Raw genomic sequence first — 14,084 nt, 5'->3', positions numbered from 1 at the left:
GCTGCGCGGGCCTTCCTGAAGTCGAAAAAATGATTAAAATCGCCAAGTTTTCCACTGGCCGGACCGGCATGAACGCACCTTCCTCTCCCATTGCCGCCAGCGACGCTCCGCGTCCCTCGGCGCTGCTGTCGCCGGAACTGCCGGCGCCCCCCAACCCGTTCCGCCAGGCCATCACCGATGGTTGGCTGAAGGACGAGGCCAGCCATGTGCGCGAACTGCTGGAGCAGGCACGCCTGCCGGCCGACGAGCAGGCCAAGGTGCAGGCGCTGGCCGCCGACCTGGTCGCCCGCGTGCGCGTGCGCGCCAAGGACCAGGGCGCGATCGAAGCCTTCATGCGCCAGTACGACCTGGGCAGCGAGGAAGGCGTGCTGCTGATGTGCGTGGCCGAAGCGCTGCTGCGCATTCCGGACCAGGAGACGGCCGACAAGCTGATCCGCGACAAGCTGGCCGATGCCGACTGGGAAAAGCACCTGGGCGGCAGCGACTCGGTGCTGGTCAACGCCTCCACCTGGGGCCTGATGCTGACCGGCAAGCTGGTGCAGATGAACGACGCCACCCGCGCCGATGCGCCCAGCGCGTTCAAGCGCCTGGTCGGCCGCGTCGGTGAGCCGGTGGTACGCCTGGCCGTGCGCCAGGCGATGAAGATCATGGGCCACCAGTTCGTCATGGGCCGCACCATCAGCGAAGCGCTGGCACGCTCGCACAAGGGCGACAGCGCCAGCTACCGCTACTCGTTCGACATGCTCGGCGAAGGCGCTCTGACCATGAAGGACGCCCTGCGCTACCTGGAAGACTACCGTCGTGCGATCCACGCCATCGGTGGTGACCACAAGGCGCGTGGTGGCCGTGCCGATGGCGACGTCAACAACGCACCGGGCATCTCGATCAAGCTGTCGGCGCTGTACCCGCGCTACGAACACGCCAAGCGCGCGCGCGTGCTGAAGGACCTGGTGCCCGGCGTACTGGAACTGGCGCAGTTGGCCAAGAGCTACGGCATCGGCTGTACCGTCGACGCCGAAGAGTCCGATCGCCTGGAACTGTCGCTGGACATCATCGAGCAGGTGTTCGGCGATGCCTCGCTGGCCGGTTGGGATGGCTTCGGCGTGGTCGTGCAGGCCTACCAGAAGCGTACCCCGTACACGATCGACCACCTGGCCGACATGGCCCGCCGCGCCGGTCGTCGCCTGCAGGTGCGCCTGGTCAAGGGCGCCTACTGGGACGCCGAGATCAAGCGCGCACAGATCGAAGGCTATGCCGGCTACCCGGTGTTCACCCGCAAGCAGAACACCGACGTGTCCTACCTGGCGTGTGCCAAGCGCCTGTTTACCCATGCCGACGCGATCTACCCGATGTTCGCCACGCACAACGCGCACACCATTGCCGCAGTGCGCAGCATCGCCAACGGCGGCGTGTACGAGCACCAGAAGCTGCACGGCATGGGCGACGACCTGTACGCCGAAGTGGTGCCGGCCGACCGCCTCGGCCTGCCGTGCCGCGTGTACGCCCCGGTCGGCTCGCATGAAGACCTGCTGCCGTACCTGGTGCGTCGCCTGCTGGAAAACGGCGCCAACTCCAGCTTCGTCAACCGCATCACCGACGAGCGCGTGCCGATCGCCGACCTGGTCCGCGATCCGGTCGAGATGGTGTCCTCGTTCGAATCGATTCCGCATCCCAAGATCCCGCTGCCAGTTGACCTGCTGCGCAGCCAGAACCACGACAGGAAGAACTCCATGGGCGCCAACCTCGCCAACGACAACGAACTGCGCGCCCTGGCCGAGCAGCTCAACGCTGCAGTGAAGCCCTGGCAGGCCGCACCGCTGGTGCCGGGCGCGAACCCGACCGGCACATCGCTGCCGGTGACCAACCCGGCCGACACCCGTGAAGTGGTCGGCCAGTGGCAGGCCGCCGATGCCGCCACCGTGCAGAAGGCGCTGGCCAATGCCGTGGCTGCGCAGCCGGCCTGGAACCGCACACCGGCCGCCAGCCGCGCCGCCATCCTCGAGCACGCCGCCGACCAGCTGGAAGCGCGCATGCCCGAATTCATGGCGCTGTGCGTGAAGGAAGCCGGCAAGAGCCTGCCCGACGGCATCGCCGAAGTGCGCGAAGCGGTGGACTTCCTGCGCTACTACGCCAAGCAGGCGCGCGAGCAGTTCAGCCACGCCGAGAAGCTGCCCAGCCCGACCGGTGAATCCAACGAACTGCAGCTGCATGGCCGCGGCGTGTTCGTCTGCATCAGCCCCTGGAACTTCCCGCTGGCGATCTTCCTGGGCCAGGTGGCTGCGGCACTGGCCGCCGGCAACAGCGTCATCGCCAAGCCGGCCGAGCAGACCAACCTGATCGGCTACTACGCGGTGAAGCTGCTGCACGATGCCGGCGTGCCGGCCGAGGTGGTGCAGTTCCTGCCGGGCGACGGTGCCACCGTCGGTGCCGCGCTGACCGCCGACCCGCGCGTGGCCGGCGTGGCCTTCACCGGCTCCACCGACACCGCCCGTGCGATCAACCGCGCGATGGCTGCACGCGATGCGGCCATCGGTGTGCTGATCGCCGAAACCGGTGGCCAGAACGCCTTCATCGCCGACTCCTCGGCGCTGCCGGAACAGCTGGTCAAGGACGCAATCGGTTCGGCCTTCACCTCCGCCGGCCAGCGCTGCTCGGCTGCACGCGTGCTGTTCGTGCAGGACGACATCGCCGACAAGGTGATGACCATGCTGGCCGGCGCAATGAAGGAACTGAAGGTCGGCAACCCCGGCCTGCTGTCCACCGACGTGGGCCCGGTGATCGATGCCGACGCACTGCAGATCCTGCAGGACCACGCCGTGCGCATGGACCGCGAGGCGCGCCTGATAGCGGCTGCCGAACTGTCCACCGAAACCGCCAACGGCACCTTCTTCGCACCGCGTGCGTATGAGCTGAAGGATCTGGGCCAGCTGCAGAAGGAGATCTTCGGGCCGGTGCTGCACGTGATCCGCTGGAAGGGCGACCAGCTCGACGCGGTAATCGACCAGATCAATGCAACCGGTTACGGCCTCACCCTGGGCGTGCATTCGCGCATCGACGAGACCGTCGACCGCATCAGCAACGGTGTTCACGTCGGCAACGTCTACGTCAACCGCAACCAGATCGGTGCGGTGGTCGGCGTGCAGCCGTTCGGCGGCCAAGGCCTGTCCGGCACCGGCCCGAAGGCTGGCGGCCCGCACTACCTGCTGCGCTTCGCCACCGAGAAGACGGTCACGGTGAACACCACCGCCGCCGGCGGCAACGCCTCGCTGCTGACCCTGGGCGACTGATTCCAGGCGTCATGCGGTAAACGAAAAACCCCGCGAAAGCGGGGTTTTTTGTGCATTGCCGGTAGCGCCGGGCCATGCCCGGCGACGATCACGCCGTTACGCTCAACCGGTTGTCCGCACGCTTTGCCAGCTCCGCCTGCACACGCGCGATACGCGTTTCCAGATCGCCTTCCAGCAACACGTAGTCGACCCCACGCGCCTGCAGCTGCTGCAGATACCACGCGTGCTGCTGCATGCGGAATTCCTGCCCCACCCGTGTCCCATCCTGCTCGAACGGAATATCCGGGGCGCATAGGAACAGCAGGTCGTACGCACGCGCTGCGGCCCGCTGCAGCGGTTCGGGCGCTGTGCCGAACATCCAGCCGCTGTAGCCCAGCGTCACCAATGGCGTGGTGTCGCAGAACAGCCAACGATGCGCATGTTGCGCGGCCTGGTCCTCGTGCTGTGGCTGGGTCACTGCGATGCGCAGCAGATCCTGCACCTGCAGCTCACCGCCCTGCTGCTCCCACAACGTACGTCCGAACTCCGGCACCCATGCCGTGCCCAGGCATTCGGCCAGCACCTGTGCGAGTGTGGTCTTACCGCTGGACTCGCCACCAATGAAGGCCACGCGCTGCACGTAGGCCGCATACACGTCAGCTGACAGGCTGTGCCGGTGCACATGCGGATCGGCGCGCAACTGGGTCCCGCAGGCCTGCCCGATATCCAGGGTGCGCTCCAGGCGCTCGTGGCGTACCGGTGCGCCGAAGTGCGCAGCCAGCGCCTGCGCGAAGCCGTCGCCATAGTCCTCGCCGGTAAACACCGCCTGCACCGGTCCACCGAACAGCGTCATGCACAGCCATGCGGTAAACGCGCGCTGCACCTGCTCGTCGTCCTTGTCCTGCGGCAGCTCGCGTACCGGTACGCCTTGCTGCTCGCACATCGCCGCCAGACGCGCATCATCGAGTACCACGATGGTGGCCTGCGGAAAGCGCACGCGCAGCCAGCGTTCGCGGCGCTCTGTGCTGTAGCCGGCAAAGCCCGGTTGCGACCAGCCGATCACCAGCAACTGCGCGCAGCGGGTAGAGGCGAATTCGATCAGGCGCTCGTGGCCAAGGTGCAGCGGGCAGAACTTGCCAACCACCAGGCCTCGCGCAGCGCGCTCAGGCAACAACATCGGCCGCCCTGGCCTCGTCCCGCATCAGGTGCCGCCAGTGGCGCAATGCCACCAGCGCATTGATCCAGAAGCCGACGTACAGGATCGACGTCAGATGCAGGCCACGGCTGTAGTACAGCGGCACCGCGATGGTGTTGACCAGCAGCCATACCCACCACGATTCCAGCTTGCGCCGCATCATCAGGATCTGCGCGATCACGCTCAACACCAGCACCGCCGAATCGATATACGGCGCATAGGCATTGGTCAGGCGGGTCAGCATCCAGCCGTAACCGAAGGTTGCCAGCACCGCCAACGGCAGCAGCCAGCTCCACGCGCGTGCAGGCAAGCGGGTGATCGGCAGCGGCGCGCCATGGTCGCCACGCAGCCATTGCCACCAGCCGAACACGCTGATGACCACGAAGAAGAACTGCAGCACCATGTCCGCGTACAGGTGCGAGCGCTCGAACACGGCGGCGAACAGCGCACAGCCGACGATACCCAGCCACCACGTATGCACGTTGTTGCGGCCGGCCAGCAGGATCGAGCCGGCAACGGCGATGTTGGCGGCCAGCTCCAGCTGGAAGTTCGGGTCGGACAGGTTCATCGCGCCATTGTCGCGTAGATCCGCGCCTTGCGTGATTGTGCCAGTAGATCCACGCCATGCGTGGATGGAAATCAAGCGCGCACGCGCACCAGCAACTGCTGGCTCTCTCCGCTTCCCCAGCGCCCTGGCTGCAGGCCGGTAGAGAGCAACGGCGCAAGCCAGTCAGGCAGGGCGGTATCCCAGGTCACCCCATCGAACGGATGCGGCCATGGTGTTCCCTGAGGATTCGGCGAATGCAGGAACAGCGCACTCTGACCGGTATCCGGCGCCAGCGTCACCCAACACTGCACATCCTCCCGCCCGCTCGTCACAGCCCGCTCGAGCAGCCGCAGTAGCCCTGCGGCAACGGCGATTCGGTCACTGACATGGCGATTGCCGCGCCCCATCCAGTCAAGATGCGTGTGCCAGTAGTCGAACCATTCCGACTCCAGCACGCGATCCAGAATCGCGTTCGCCTTGGCCTCTTCCGCAGCCCAGTAGCGGGTCATCTTCTTCAGGTATCGGCGATCGGTCATGAAGCCATTGTCGCAGCAGATCCCCGGATAAAAAGAAGCCCCGCTTGCGCGGGGCCTCCTTCGTACTGCTTCAGGCGATTGCCCGAATCAGAACTTGTACTGCATCGACGCAGCCAGCACGTCGCCGGTGACCTTGTACTTGCCGGTAACGGTGTTGGCCGTTGCCGAGGTCGAGTTGACGTTCGGGTCCTTGGTGAACAGGTGGGTGTAGCCCACGCTGTACTCCATCTTCTCCGACGGCGCCCAGGTCAGGCCCAGCGACAGCCACTTGCGGGTGGTATCCGGCACGCGGACGTCACGGTGGGCGTCGGTGGTCGGGGTCTGGTCGTACGCCAGACCGCCACGCAGGGTCAGCTGCTCGTTCAGACGGTACTCGGTACCGATCGAAGCGAAGGTGGTGTCGCGGTAGTGGAACGGCAGCACGCTGTCCGGCTGGTTGGAGTCATAGTCGACGCGCACCTCGTCGAACTTGCTCCATGCGGTGCGCGACACGTCGGCCATGATCTTCCACTGGTCGTTCACGCGGTGCGTGAAGCTGACGGTGGCGCTGGCCGGCAGGGTGATGGTCGCCCGGCCATTGCTGTCGATGAAGGTACCCGGTGCGGCGCTGGCCAGGAAGGCGGCGGCGTTCTGCGGGATGGTGAAGTCGGCCTTGCCGTCGGTGATCTTGTGTTCGACTTCCGAGCGGTAGCTGAAGGCGATGTTGGTACCTTCCACCGGGCTGACGGTCATGCCCAGGGTGTAGCCGATGGAGACTTCGTCACCCTTGATGCGCAGGTAGCCATCAGCGGTACCCGGCGAGAAGCCGAGCTGTGCAGCCTGGCGCGCAGCAGCCTGTGCGGCGGCCTGGGCCTGGGCCGGGGTGCGGCCGGCAGCCAGTGCAGCGGCGGCAGCGCGCTGCTGTGCGCTGGCGTTGATGGCGGTACCGGTATCGACAGCGCTGGTCAGGTCGACATTCAGGCGCTCGGCGAACACCGACGCACCGAACGACAGGTACGGGTTGACGTCATAGGAGAAGGCCGCGCCCAGGTCGATGGCCTGCAGTTCGGTCTTGACGCCGTTGTAGCGGCCGACCCAGTCACGGTCGTATTCGGTCTTGAAGCCGAACGGCACGGTCAGCGACACGCCGAAGTGCATGTTGTCCTTCTCGCCGAACGGCACGTGGAAGTACGCGGCCGGAACCGGAGCGATCATGCCGGCGTCGCCGCCGTTGCCGCCGGAAATCGGAGCGCCGTTGGCGTAGCGGCCTTCGCCGCGGAACTTGGCGCCGAAGCTGATGGCGCTGACGTCACCCTGGATCTGGGTGCCTTCCAGCAGTCGCATGGAGGCCGGGTTGGTGGCGACCACCGAGGCATCGCCTTCGGCAGAGGTGGAACCGGCGAAGGCGCGGCCCAGGCCCTTGGCGCTGTTTTCCTTCAGCTGGAAAGCGGCGGCGTTGGCATCGGCGGCGGCCAGCGCACCGGCAACGCCGACGGCCAGCAGGGTCAGGCGGGCAATGGTGGAAGCAGTTTGCATCGTAGTTCTCTCTCCGGTAAGCGGTGATGGTGCTCTGAGTGCGCCTGCGCCCGTCAGGCCGGATGGCCCTTCGAAGCGCGCCGGATTCCCCTCCCGACATACGACGCCGTATGCGAGTATTACCCAGAGCCGTTAATGAAACAATAACAGCGGCGGCGCTTTTTTCGCCGCAAAAGCTGAACAGGACTTTCCCCGCCAAAAGCGCCCTCGCGCTAGGCTTATGCCATGTTCGTCTCCCTCCCCTCGCGCAAGAAGGCGACCCTGCGCTGGGCTACACCCGTGCTGTTTGCGGCACTGTGGCTGGCATTCCTGTGGTCGATCTCGCGCCCGGACGACGCCCGCGGAAGCCTGTGGCTGGACTGGGGCGCCCTGTCCACCGGCCTGACCCACCCGCTGGACTGGTGGGCGACCCTGCAGGACGGCAGCGTGCTGCGCCTGTTCACCGCCCTGTTCCTGCACGCCGACTGGTCGCACCTGCTGGGCAACCTGGTGTTCCTGTTGATCTTCGGCCTGCCGGCCGAGCGGGTGCTTGGCCCGTGGCGGCTGCTGCTGCTGTTCCTGGTGGGCGGGGCGATCTCGAACCTGGTTGCGATCTACACCATGGGCAGCCCGGACCAGATCATCATCGGCGCCAGTGGTGCGGTGTCGGCATTGATCGGCGCCTATCTGGCGCTGTTCCCCGGCGCGCGCCTGGGCGTGGTGATTCCGCTGGGGCTGTTCCTGGAATTCGTGCGCGCCCCGGCCTATCTGCTGATCGGTGTATGGGCGGGGCTGCAGGTGGTGTTCGCCTACATCGGCCCGACCTTCGGCATGGTCGCCTGGTGGGCGCACATCGGCGGCTTCGTGTTCGGCGTGGTGTACGGCATGTACGTGCGCGCGGCGATCGCACGGCGACTGCGTAAGCGGCACGGGTTCTAGCGTCCGCTTGCCGCGTTCTGCGAAACGCCCGAGACATGCTCGGGCGACGTTCGAACATCAGTCGAGCATGGCTCGAATCTACAGAATCAAGGCGTGGCCGGGATCTCTGCGGGCTTCGCTTCCGGCTTCGCTTCCGGCTTCGCTTCCGGCTTCGCTTCCGGCTTCGCTTCAGGCTTCGCTTCCGGCTTCGCTTCCGGCTTCGCTTCAGGCTTCGCTTCAGGCTTCGCTTCAGGCTTCGCTTCAGGCTTCGCTTCAGGCTTCGCTTCAGCCTTGGGCTCCGCCTTCGGCGCAGGCTTGGCGGCGGCCTTCGCTGCCTTGTCCGCTTCGGCCTTCGCGGCTTCTGCCTTCAAGCGCGCCGCCACCGAACCCGGGTTCTTCAGCTCGGCCAGCGCGTCGTTGATCGGGCCATCGCCCGGCAGCACGGCGCCTGCGTGGTAGCCCTCGGTGCCTTCCTCGTCACCACGCAGGTGGCCCGGCAGGGTTGCTTCGCTGTAATCACTCAGGCTGGCCGGCAATGCCTCGTCTTCCGGACGCGGTGCGGCCTTCAGTTCCACTTCCGGCACGATGCCGGTGGCCTGGATCGATTTGCCGCTGGGCGTGTAATAGCGTGCCGTGGTCAGCTTCACCGAATCGCCGTTGTCCAGCGGCAGCACGGTCTGCACCGAGCCCTTGCCGAAGGTGCGGCTGCCGATCACGCGCGCGCGCTTGTTGTCGCGCAACGCACCGGCCAATACTTCCGATGCACTGGCCGAACCAGCATCCACCAGTACCACCACCGGCGCCCCCTTCAGCAGGTCGCCCGGGGTGGCGTCGAAGCGTGCATCGCTGATGCTGATGCGGCCACGGGTGCTGACGATGTTGCCCTTGTCGAGCAGGTCATCGGCCACCTGCACGGCAGCGGTCAGCAGACCACCCGGATTGCTGCGCAGATCCAGCACCAGCCCCTTGAGGTTGCCGCCGGACTGCTTCTGCAGCTGCTGCAGGTGCTTCTGGAAATCAGAGCCGGTGTCGGCCTGGAAGGTGCTCAGGCGGATGTAGCCATAGCCCGGCTCGAGCAGGCGGCTGCGCACGCTGGTCACGCGGATCGTCTGCCGGGTCAGGCTGACGTCGAACGGCTTGGGCTTGCCATCGCGGACGATGGTCAGCACCACCTTGCTGCCGGCCGGACCACGCAGCGGTTCGCTGGCATCGATCGCGCTGATCGGCTTGCCATCGATGGCGATGATCAGGTCACCGGCGAGGATGCCGGCCTTGGCCGCCGGGGTGTCGTCGATCGGCGAGATCACCTTCATGCTGGCGTTGTCCGGCTGCTGCTGCAGCTCGACGCCGATGCCTTCGTAAGCGCCGTTGGCCTGCTCGTCGAACGCCTCTGCATCTTCCTTGTTGAAGTAGGTGCTGTGCGGATCGAGGTCGAGCAGCAGACCGCGCACGGCCGACTGCATCAGCTTGTTGTCATCGACCGGATCGACATAGGCCGCGCGCACCGCGTTGTAGACGGCCACGAAGCGGCGGATATCGTCCAGCGGCACCTTCGAGGTCACCGCCTCCTCACTGCTCGCCGCCTTCCCGGGAGTTTCCTTCAGCGGAACGGGGGCGGTCTGCTGGGCCCAGGACAGGGCCGGCAACAGAGCCAGCAAGAGGGTGGCGGTACGGGCTGCGCGCATGGATCACTCCTGTCGACGATGGCATCGTGCCCAAGGCACATGCACCGATTATGCGCGAAGCGTGGCTAAATTCCCGTTGAATCCGGCCTCGTGCGGCCAGCCGGAATTCAGCGCCGCTGCAGCCAGCTGTCCGGATTGACCGGTTGCCCACCACGGCGCAGCTCGAAGTACAGCGCCGTCACGCCCTGGCCACCGGAGTTGCCGACCTTGGCCACCGCATCGCCACGGCTGACCCGCGCGCCGGCATCCTTCAGCAGGGTGTCGTTGTGGGCGTACAGGCTCATGTAGCCATTGCCATGGTCGACGATCAGGATCATGCCGTAGCCGGTCATCCAATCGGAGAACACCACGGTGCCGTCGGCCACAGCGGTGACGGTGCTTCCGGCAGGTGCGCCGATCAACACGCCGCTGCTGGTGCGGCCGTCCGGCAGCTTGCCGCCATAGCGGGCCAGCAGATTGCCCGACAGTGGCCAACCCAGGCCACCGACCTTCGGCGCTGGCGCCGAGGCAACCGCCGGGGGAACCTTGGTCGGCGGCGGCGGCGGGCGGCCAGCTGCGGCCGCCTGTCGGGCCGCGCGCTCGGCGGCGGCTTTCTCGGCGGCAGCCTTGCGGGCGGCGGCACGGCGCTCGGCCTCGGCACGGGCCGCAGCAGCGCGCAGGTTGGCCAACAGGGTTTCCAGCGCCTTGGCATCCTGGCCCAGTGCCTGTTCCTTCTCGCGCTTGTCCTTGAAGCGTTCTTCCAGCGAGGCCACGGTCTGCGCGCGTTCGCGACGGTCCGACGCGAGCGTGGCGACCTGCTGCTTCTGTTCCCGCTGGGTACCCTGCAGATGCTGCTGGCGCTGGGCGATCTGCGTCTGCAGTGTCTCCAGCTCCTTCAGATCGGCCGTCAGCGTGGTGATGCGCTGCGCACGCTCGCGTTGCAGGTAGCGGTGATAAGCCAGCGCACGGTTGGCATCGGCCACCGTGTCCTGCGAAAGCAGCAGCTTCAGCGGGGCGTGGTTGCCAAGCTGGTAGGCGGCACGCAACAGGCCCGCCAGTTCGCGATTCTGTTTTGCCAGGTTGGACTGCAATGCATTGCGCCGCTGTTCGGCCTGGGCCAGCGCCTGGGCCTGCTCACGCAACGCCGATTCGGTCTGGGCCAACGTGCGGCTACTGCGTGCGACCTTTTCATCGGCCTCGCGCAACTGCTGCGACGCCTGTCCGCGCTGGCCCTCGATCTGCCGGCGCTCCTGCGCCACGCCCTTCAGTTCGGTGCGGAGCTTCTGCAGCTTGCGCTCGGCCTCGCGGGTCGAAGCGGTCTGCGCCGCACCCGGCAATGGCAGCGCCAGGGCAAGCGCCATTCCCAGCAACAGGCAACGTCCACCGCGCAGGTTGGCGATGTGATGCCGGCGTGAGGGGGAGACGTTGTTGCGCAAGGGCTTTCCAGTGACTTCAGGCAGATGCGGAGACGTGCGGGGAATGGTGACATCTCCGCACGCGGCCTGCCAGCCGCACAACAACGAGGTTCCCATGAAAGCTCTCTCCATTCCGCTGCTGTTGGGCATTGCGCTGGCCAGTGGCCCGGCCTGGGCCCAGGCGGACGTCAGCAAGGTCAACGGCAGCATCAGCGCCGATCCGGGCCAGCGCTACGGCAAGCTGGACACCGTCAATGGTGGCATCCGTGTCGGCGAAGGCGTGGAAACCGGCAGCATCGACACCGTCAACGGCGGCGTCAAGGTCGCCGATCGTGCCCGCACCGGCAGCATCGAGACGGTCAATGGCGGTATCCGCATGGGCCGCGACGTGACGGCCCATGGCGATGTCAGCACGGTCAACGGCAGCATCTTCAGCGACCAGGGCAGCCAGATCGAGGGCGGCGTGGAAACCGTCAACGGTGGCATCGGCCTGGTCGGAAGCCGGGTGCGCAAGGACGTGGAGACCGTCAACGGCGACATCACCATCGGCATCGGCTCGCAGGTCGGCGGCGGTGTGCATGTGCGCAAGCCGAACTTCAGTGTTTCGCTGACGGCCAGTCGCAAGCCGCGGGTCATCATCGGCCCCAATGCAGTGGTCAGCGGCAGCCTGCTGTTCGAGCGCGAAGTGGTGCTGTATGTCCACCGCAGTGCACGCATCGGCGCGGTCACCGGCGCCGATCCGATCCCCTTCGATAGCGATACCGCCCCGGCCGACTGAGCCTGCGACTTGGGCGATACTCCAGATACCGGTCGCGCCTGCTGCGCGGCCGTCCCTTGTGTTTCCAGGAACCGATGATGCCCCGCAAACTCCTCCTGTGCCTGGCCGCTGCGGCCGCGCTCAGCGCCTGCAAAGGCGAAGACACCCCGGCGCCGGCGCCCAGCGCCGACAGCACCGCCAAGCCGGCCCCGCACACGTTCTCAGCCGCGATCAACGCCGCCGACTTTGCCGAGATGGTGAAGACCCTGGCCTCAGACGAGTTTGAAGGTCGCTCGCCCGGCAGCAAGGGTGAAGAACTGACGGTCAACTACATCCGCGACCAGATGCAGCGCATCGGCCTGCAGCCCGGCAACGGCGACAGCTGGTTCCAGGACGTGCCGATGACCGAGACCACGGCCGATGAATCGACCGTGCTCACGCTCAACCAGGGCGGCAAGACCCGCGAACTGAAGTTCGGCACCGACATGGTGGTGGGCACCCGTACCGGCCAGACAGAAGTAAAGGTCGATGCCAGCGACCTCGTCTTCGTTGGCTACGGCGTGGATGCACCCGAGCAGAAGTGGAACGATTACGCCGGCCAGGACTGGAAGGGCAAGACGGTGGTGATGTTCGTCAACGACCCGGGCTTCCATGTCGATGACGAAAAGCTGTTCGACGGCAAGCGCATGACCTACTACGGCCGCTGGACCTACAAGTTCGAGGAAGCCGCGCGCAAGGGTGCCGCCGCCGCACTGATCGTGCATGACACCGCGGGCGCTTCCTACGGCTGGGACGTGGTGAAGAACTCCTGGGCGGGCCCGCAGTACGACCTGCCGGCCAAGGACGACGCCGAACCGCGCCTGCCGGTGCAGGGCTGGTTGAGCGCCGACGCGGCCAAGGCGCTGTTCGCCGGCGCCGGGTTGGATCTGGACCAGGCCTACAAGGATGCCAGCAAGCGCGGCTTCAAGCCGGTGCCGCTGAAGGCAACCGCGTCGGTGGACCTGAAGAGCAAGGTCGCGCAGAAGCAGTCGCGCAACGTGGTGGGTGTACTGCCTGGCAGCAAGCGCGCCGACGAGGCCGTACTGTACATGGCGCACTGGGATCATCTCGGCAAGCACGAGGGCGAACAGGGCGACAACATCTACAACGGTGCGGTCGACAACGCGACCGGCGTGGCTGGCATCCTTGAGGTGGCCGAAGCCATGACCCATCAGGAACCGAAGCCGGAACGCTCGGTGGTGTTCCTGGCAGTGACCCTGGAAGAGTCCGGTCTGCTGGGTTCGAAGTACTACGTCGCCCACCCGACCTTCCCGCTGGACAAGATCGCCGGTGTCATCAACATCGATGCGATGTCGGTGGCCGGTCGTGCCAAGGACGTGACGGTGACCGGCTTCGGCAGTTCCGAGCTGGAAGACATCCTCAAGCCGCTGGCTGCAGCCCAGGATCGCACCCTGCACGGCGAGACCTCGGTGCAGAGCGGCTTCTACTTCCGTTCGGATCACTTCAACTTCGCCAAGGCGGGTGTGCCGGCGCTGTATGCCGACGGCGGCGAGGACCTGCGCGACGGTGGCATCGAGGCGGGCCGCAAGGCGGCCGCCGACTACGGTTCCAACCGCTACCACGGCCCGAAGGACGAGTATGACGCGGCCACTTGGAAGCTGGATGGCACGGTCGAGGACCTGCAGCTGATGTACGGCGTCGGCAAGGAACTGGCCGGCGGCGATCGTTGGCCGAACTGGTACGAAGGCAATCCGTTCAAGGCGGCCCGCGACACGATGATGAAGGCCAAGGCACCGGCCGCTACGGCGAAGTAAGTCCGCCAGTCGCTGAGCTGTATACAAAGCGGCGCCCTTTGGGGCGCCGCTTTTTCATGCGCGGCTGCCGGCCATCTGCGTGATGCTGGGCTCCGGTAATGCCGGCCGCTGGCCGGCAACCCCATGAACCTCACGCCGCTGCACGTGGTTGCCGGCCAGCGGCCGGCACTATCGGGTATTTCCTGCGCCTGAAGAAAAACCCCGCGGCTTTAGTGCGTGTGTGAAGTGCGCATCTAGCCCTGCCGTTGGTAGTTGCCAACCTTGGTTGGCAGCGCCGTACGCGGCGGGCGCATCCACGCATCTGCCGGCCAGCGGCCGGCACTACCCTTGGTTTTTCGCGCACAAAGAAAAACCCCGCTGCGTAAGCAGCGGGGTTTTGGATGTAAACCCTGGCGATGACCTACTCTCGCATGGCTTAGGCCACACTACCATCGGCGCAGCTACGTTTCACTTCCGAGTTCGGGATGGGATCGGGTGG

The 14,084-nt window shown here is 66.3% G+C and carries 10 protein-coding genes and 1 rRNA gene; 4 read left to right on the top strand and 7 right to left on the bottom strand.

Annotated elements, in window-relative coordinates; genetic code table 11:
* The first annotated feature begins 68 nt into the window (after window positions 1-68).
* A complete protein-coding gene (gene putA, locus QOL57_RS17040) occupies window positions 69-3,287 on the top strand; it encodes a bifunctional proline dehydrogenase/L-glutamate gamma-semialdehyde dehydrogenase PutA (protein ID WP_089238211.1) in 3,219 nt (1,072 codons plus the stop codon).
* 88 nt (window positions 3,288-3,375) lie between these two features.
* Here the strand turns inward: putA and QOL57_RS17035 are convergent, their stop codons facing one another.
* The 4 genes from QOL57_RS17035 to QOL57_RS17020 all read right to left on the bottom strand — a co-directional run bounded on the left by QOL57_RS17035 (window position 3,376) and on the right by QOL57_RS17020 (window position 7,059).
* Window positions 3,376-4,443 carry an AAA family ATPase gene (locus QOL57_RS17035; RefSeq protein WP_089238209.1) on the bottom strand — a complete coding sequence of 356 codons (1,068 nt, stop codon included), beginning with the start codon at window positions 4,441-4,443 and terminating at the stop codon, window positions 3,376-3,378.
* Window positions 4,430-5,029, bottom strand: a complete 600-nt coding sequence (gene pnuC, locus QOL57_RS17030; RefSeq protein WP_089238207.1) for a nicotinamide riboside transporter PnuC — start codon at window positions 5,027-5,029, stop codon at window positions 4,430-4,432. The genes QOL57_RS17035 and pnuC overlap by 14 nt, the downstream gene beginning before the upstream one ends.
* Window positions 5,030-5,100: 71 nt before the next feature.
* Window positions 5,101-5,544, bottom strand: coding sequence for a hypothetical protein (locus QOL57_RS17025; RefSeq protein ID WP_089238205.1), 444 nt, complete (start codon window positions 5,542-5,544; stop codon window positions 5,101-5,103).
* An 87-nt stretch (window positions 5,545-5,631) separates the two neighbouring features.
* Window positions 5,632-7,059 carry an outer membrane protein transport protein gene (locus QOL57_RS17020; protein WP_089238203.1) on the bottom strand — a complete coding sequence of 476 codons (1,428 nt, stop codon included), beginning with the start codon at window positions 7,057-7,059 and terminating at the stop codon, window positions 5,632-5,634.
* 225 nt (window positions 7,060-7,284) lie between these two features.
* On the opposite strand from QOL57_RS17020, the gene QOL57_RS17015 reads away from it, so the two are divergent.
* Complete coding sequence (locus QOL57_RS17015; protein WP_089238201.1) at window positions 7,285-7,977, top strand: rhomboid family intramembrane serine protease; 693 nt, start codon at window positions 7,285-7,287, stop codon at window positions 7,975-7,977.
* 86 nt (window positions 7,978-8,063) lie between these two features.
* On the opposite strand, the gene QOL57_RS17010 is transcribed toward QOL57_RS17015, so the two are convergent.
* Together QOL57_RS17010 and QOL57_RS17005 are read right to left on the bottom strand one after the other, a co-directional pair.
* Window positions 8,064-9,641 carry a S41 family peptidase gene (locus QOL57_RS17010; protein ID WP_283401538.1) on the bottom strand — a complete coding sequence of 526 codons (1,578 nt, stop codon included), beginning with the start codon at window positions 9,639-9,641 and terminating at the stop codon, window positions 8,064-8,066.
* A 107-nt stretch (window positions 9,642-9,748) separates the two neighbouring features.
* Window positions 9,749-11,056, bottom strand: coding sequence for a peptidoglycan DD-metalloendopeptidase family protein (locus QOL57_RS17005; RefSeq protein WP_089238199.1), 1,308 nt, complete (start codon window positions 11,054-11,056; stop codon window positions 9,749-9,751).
* A 94-nt stretch (window positions 11,057-11,150) separates the two neighbouring features.
* Between QOL57_RS17005 and QOL57_RS17000 the strand changes: the two genes are divergently transcribed.
* Complete coding sequence (locus QOL57_RS17000) at window positions 11,151-11,813, top strand: hypothetical protein (RefSeq protein WP_089238197.1); 663 nt, start codon at window positions 11,151-11,153, stop codon at window positions 11,811-11,813.
* A gap of 77 nt (window positions 11,814-11,890) precedes the next feature.
* A complete protein-coding gene (locus QOL57_RS16995) occupies window positions 11,891-13,606 on the top strand; it encodes a M28 family metallopeptidase (protein ID WP_089238195.1) in 1,716 nt (571 codons plus the stop codon).
* 387 nt (window positions 13,607-13,993) lie between these two features.
* Here QOL57_RS16995 and rrf read toward each other — a convergent pair.
* Window positions 13,994-14,084 (bottom strand): 5S ribosomal RNA (rrf, locus tag QOL57_RS16990); the annotation flags it as partial.

The organism is Stenotrophomonas sp. yr243 (assembly GCF_900184195.1).
Lineage (GTDB): Bacteria > Pseudomonadota > Gammaproteobacteria > Xanthomonadales > Xanthomonadaceae > Stenotrophomonas > Stenotrophomonas lactitubi.
Note: the sequence above shows the minus strand (reverse complement) of the source record. Positions and strands in the feature narration are given on the sequence as shown.

Bases quoted from the DNA above. Each gene is read 5' to 3' on its own strand.
- putA (WP_089238211.1), top strand. From the start codon at position 69: ATGAACGCACCTTCCTCTCCCATTGCCGCCAGCGACGCTCCGCGTCCC.
- QOL57_RS17035 (WP_089238209.1), bottom strand. From the start codon at position 4,443: ATGTTGTTGCCTGAGCGCGCTGCGCGAGGCCTGGTGGTTGGCAAGTTC.
- pnuC (WP_089238207.1), bottom strand. From the start codon at position 5,029: ATGAACCTGTCCGACCCGAACTTCCAGCTGGAGCTGGCCGCCAACATC.
- QOL57_RS17025 (WP_089238205.1), bottom strand. From the start codon at position 5,544: ATGACCGATCGCCGATACCTGAAGAAGATGACCCGCTACTGGGCTGCG.
- QOL57_RS17020 (WP_089238203.1), bottom strand. From the start codon at position 7,059: ATGCAAACTGCTTCCACCATTGCCCGCCTGACCCTGCTGGCCGTCGGC.
- QOL57_RS17015 (WP_089238201.1), top strand. From the start codon at position 7,285: ATGTTCGTCTCCCTCCCCTCGCGCAAGAAGGCGACCCTGCGCTGGGCT.
- QOL57_RS17010 (WP_283401538.1), bottom strand. From the start codon at position 9,641: ATGCGCGCAGCCCGTACCGCCACCCTCTTGCTGGCTCTGTTGCCGGCC.
- QOL57_RS17000 (WP_089238197.1), top strand. From the start codon at position 11,151: ATGAAAGCTCTCTCCATTCCGCTGCTGTTGGGCATTGCGCTGGCCAGT.
- QOL57_RS16995 (WP_089238195.1), top strand. From the start codon at position 11,891: ATGCCCCGCAAACTCCTCCTGTGCCTGGCCGCTGCGGCCGCGCTCAGC.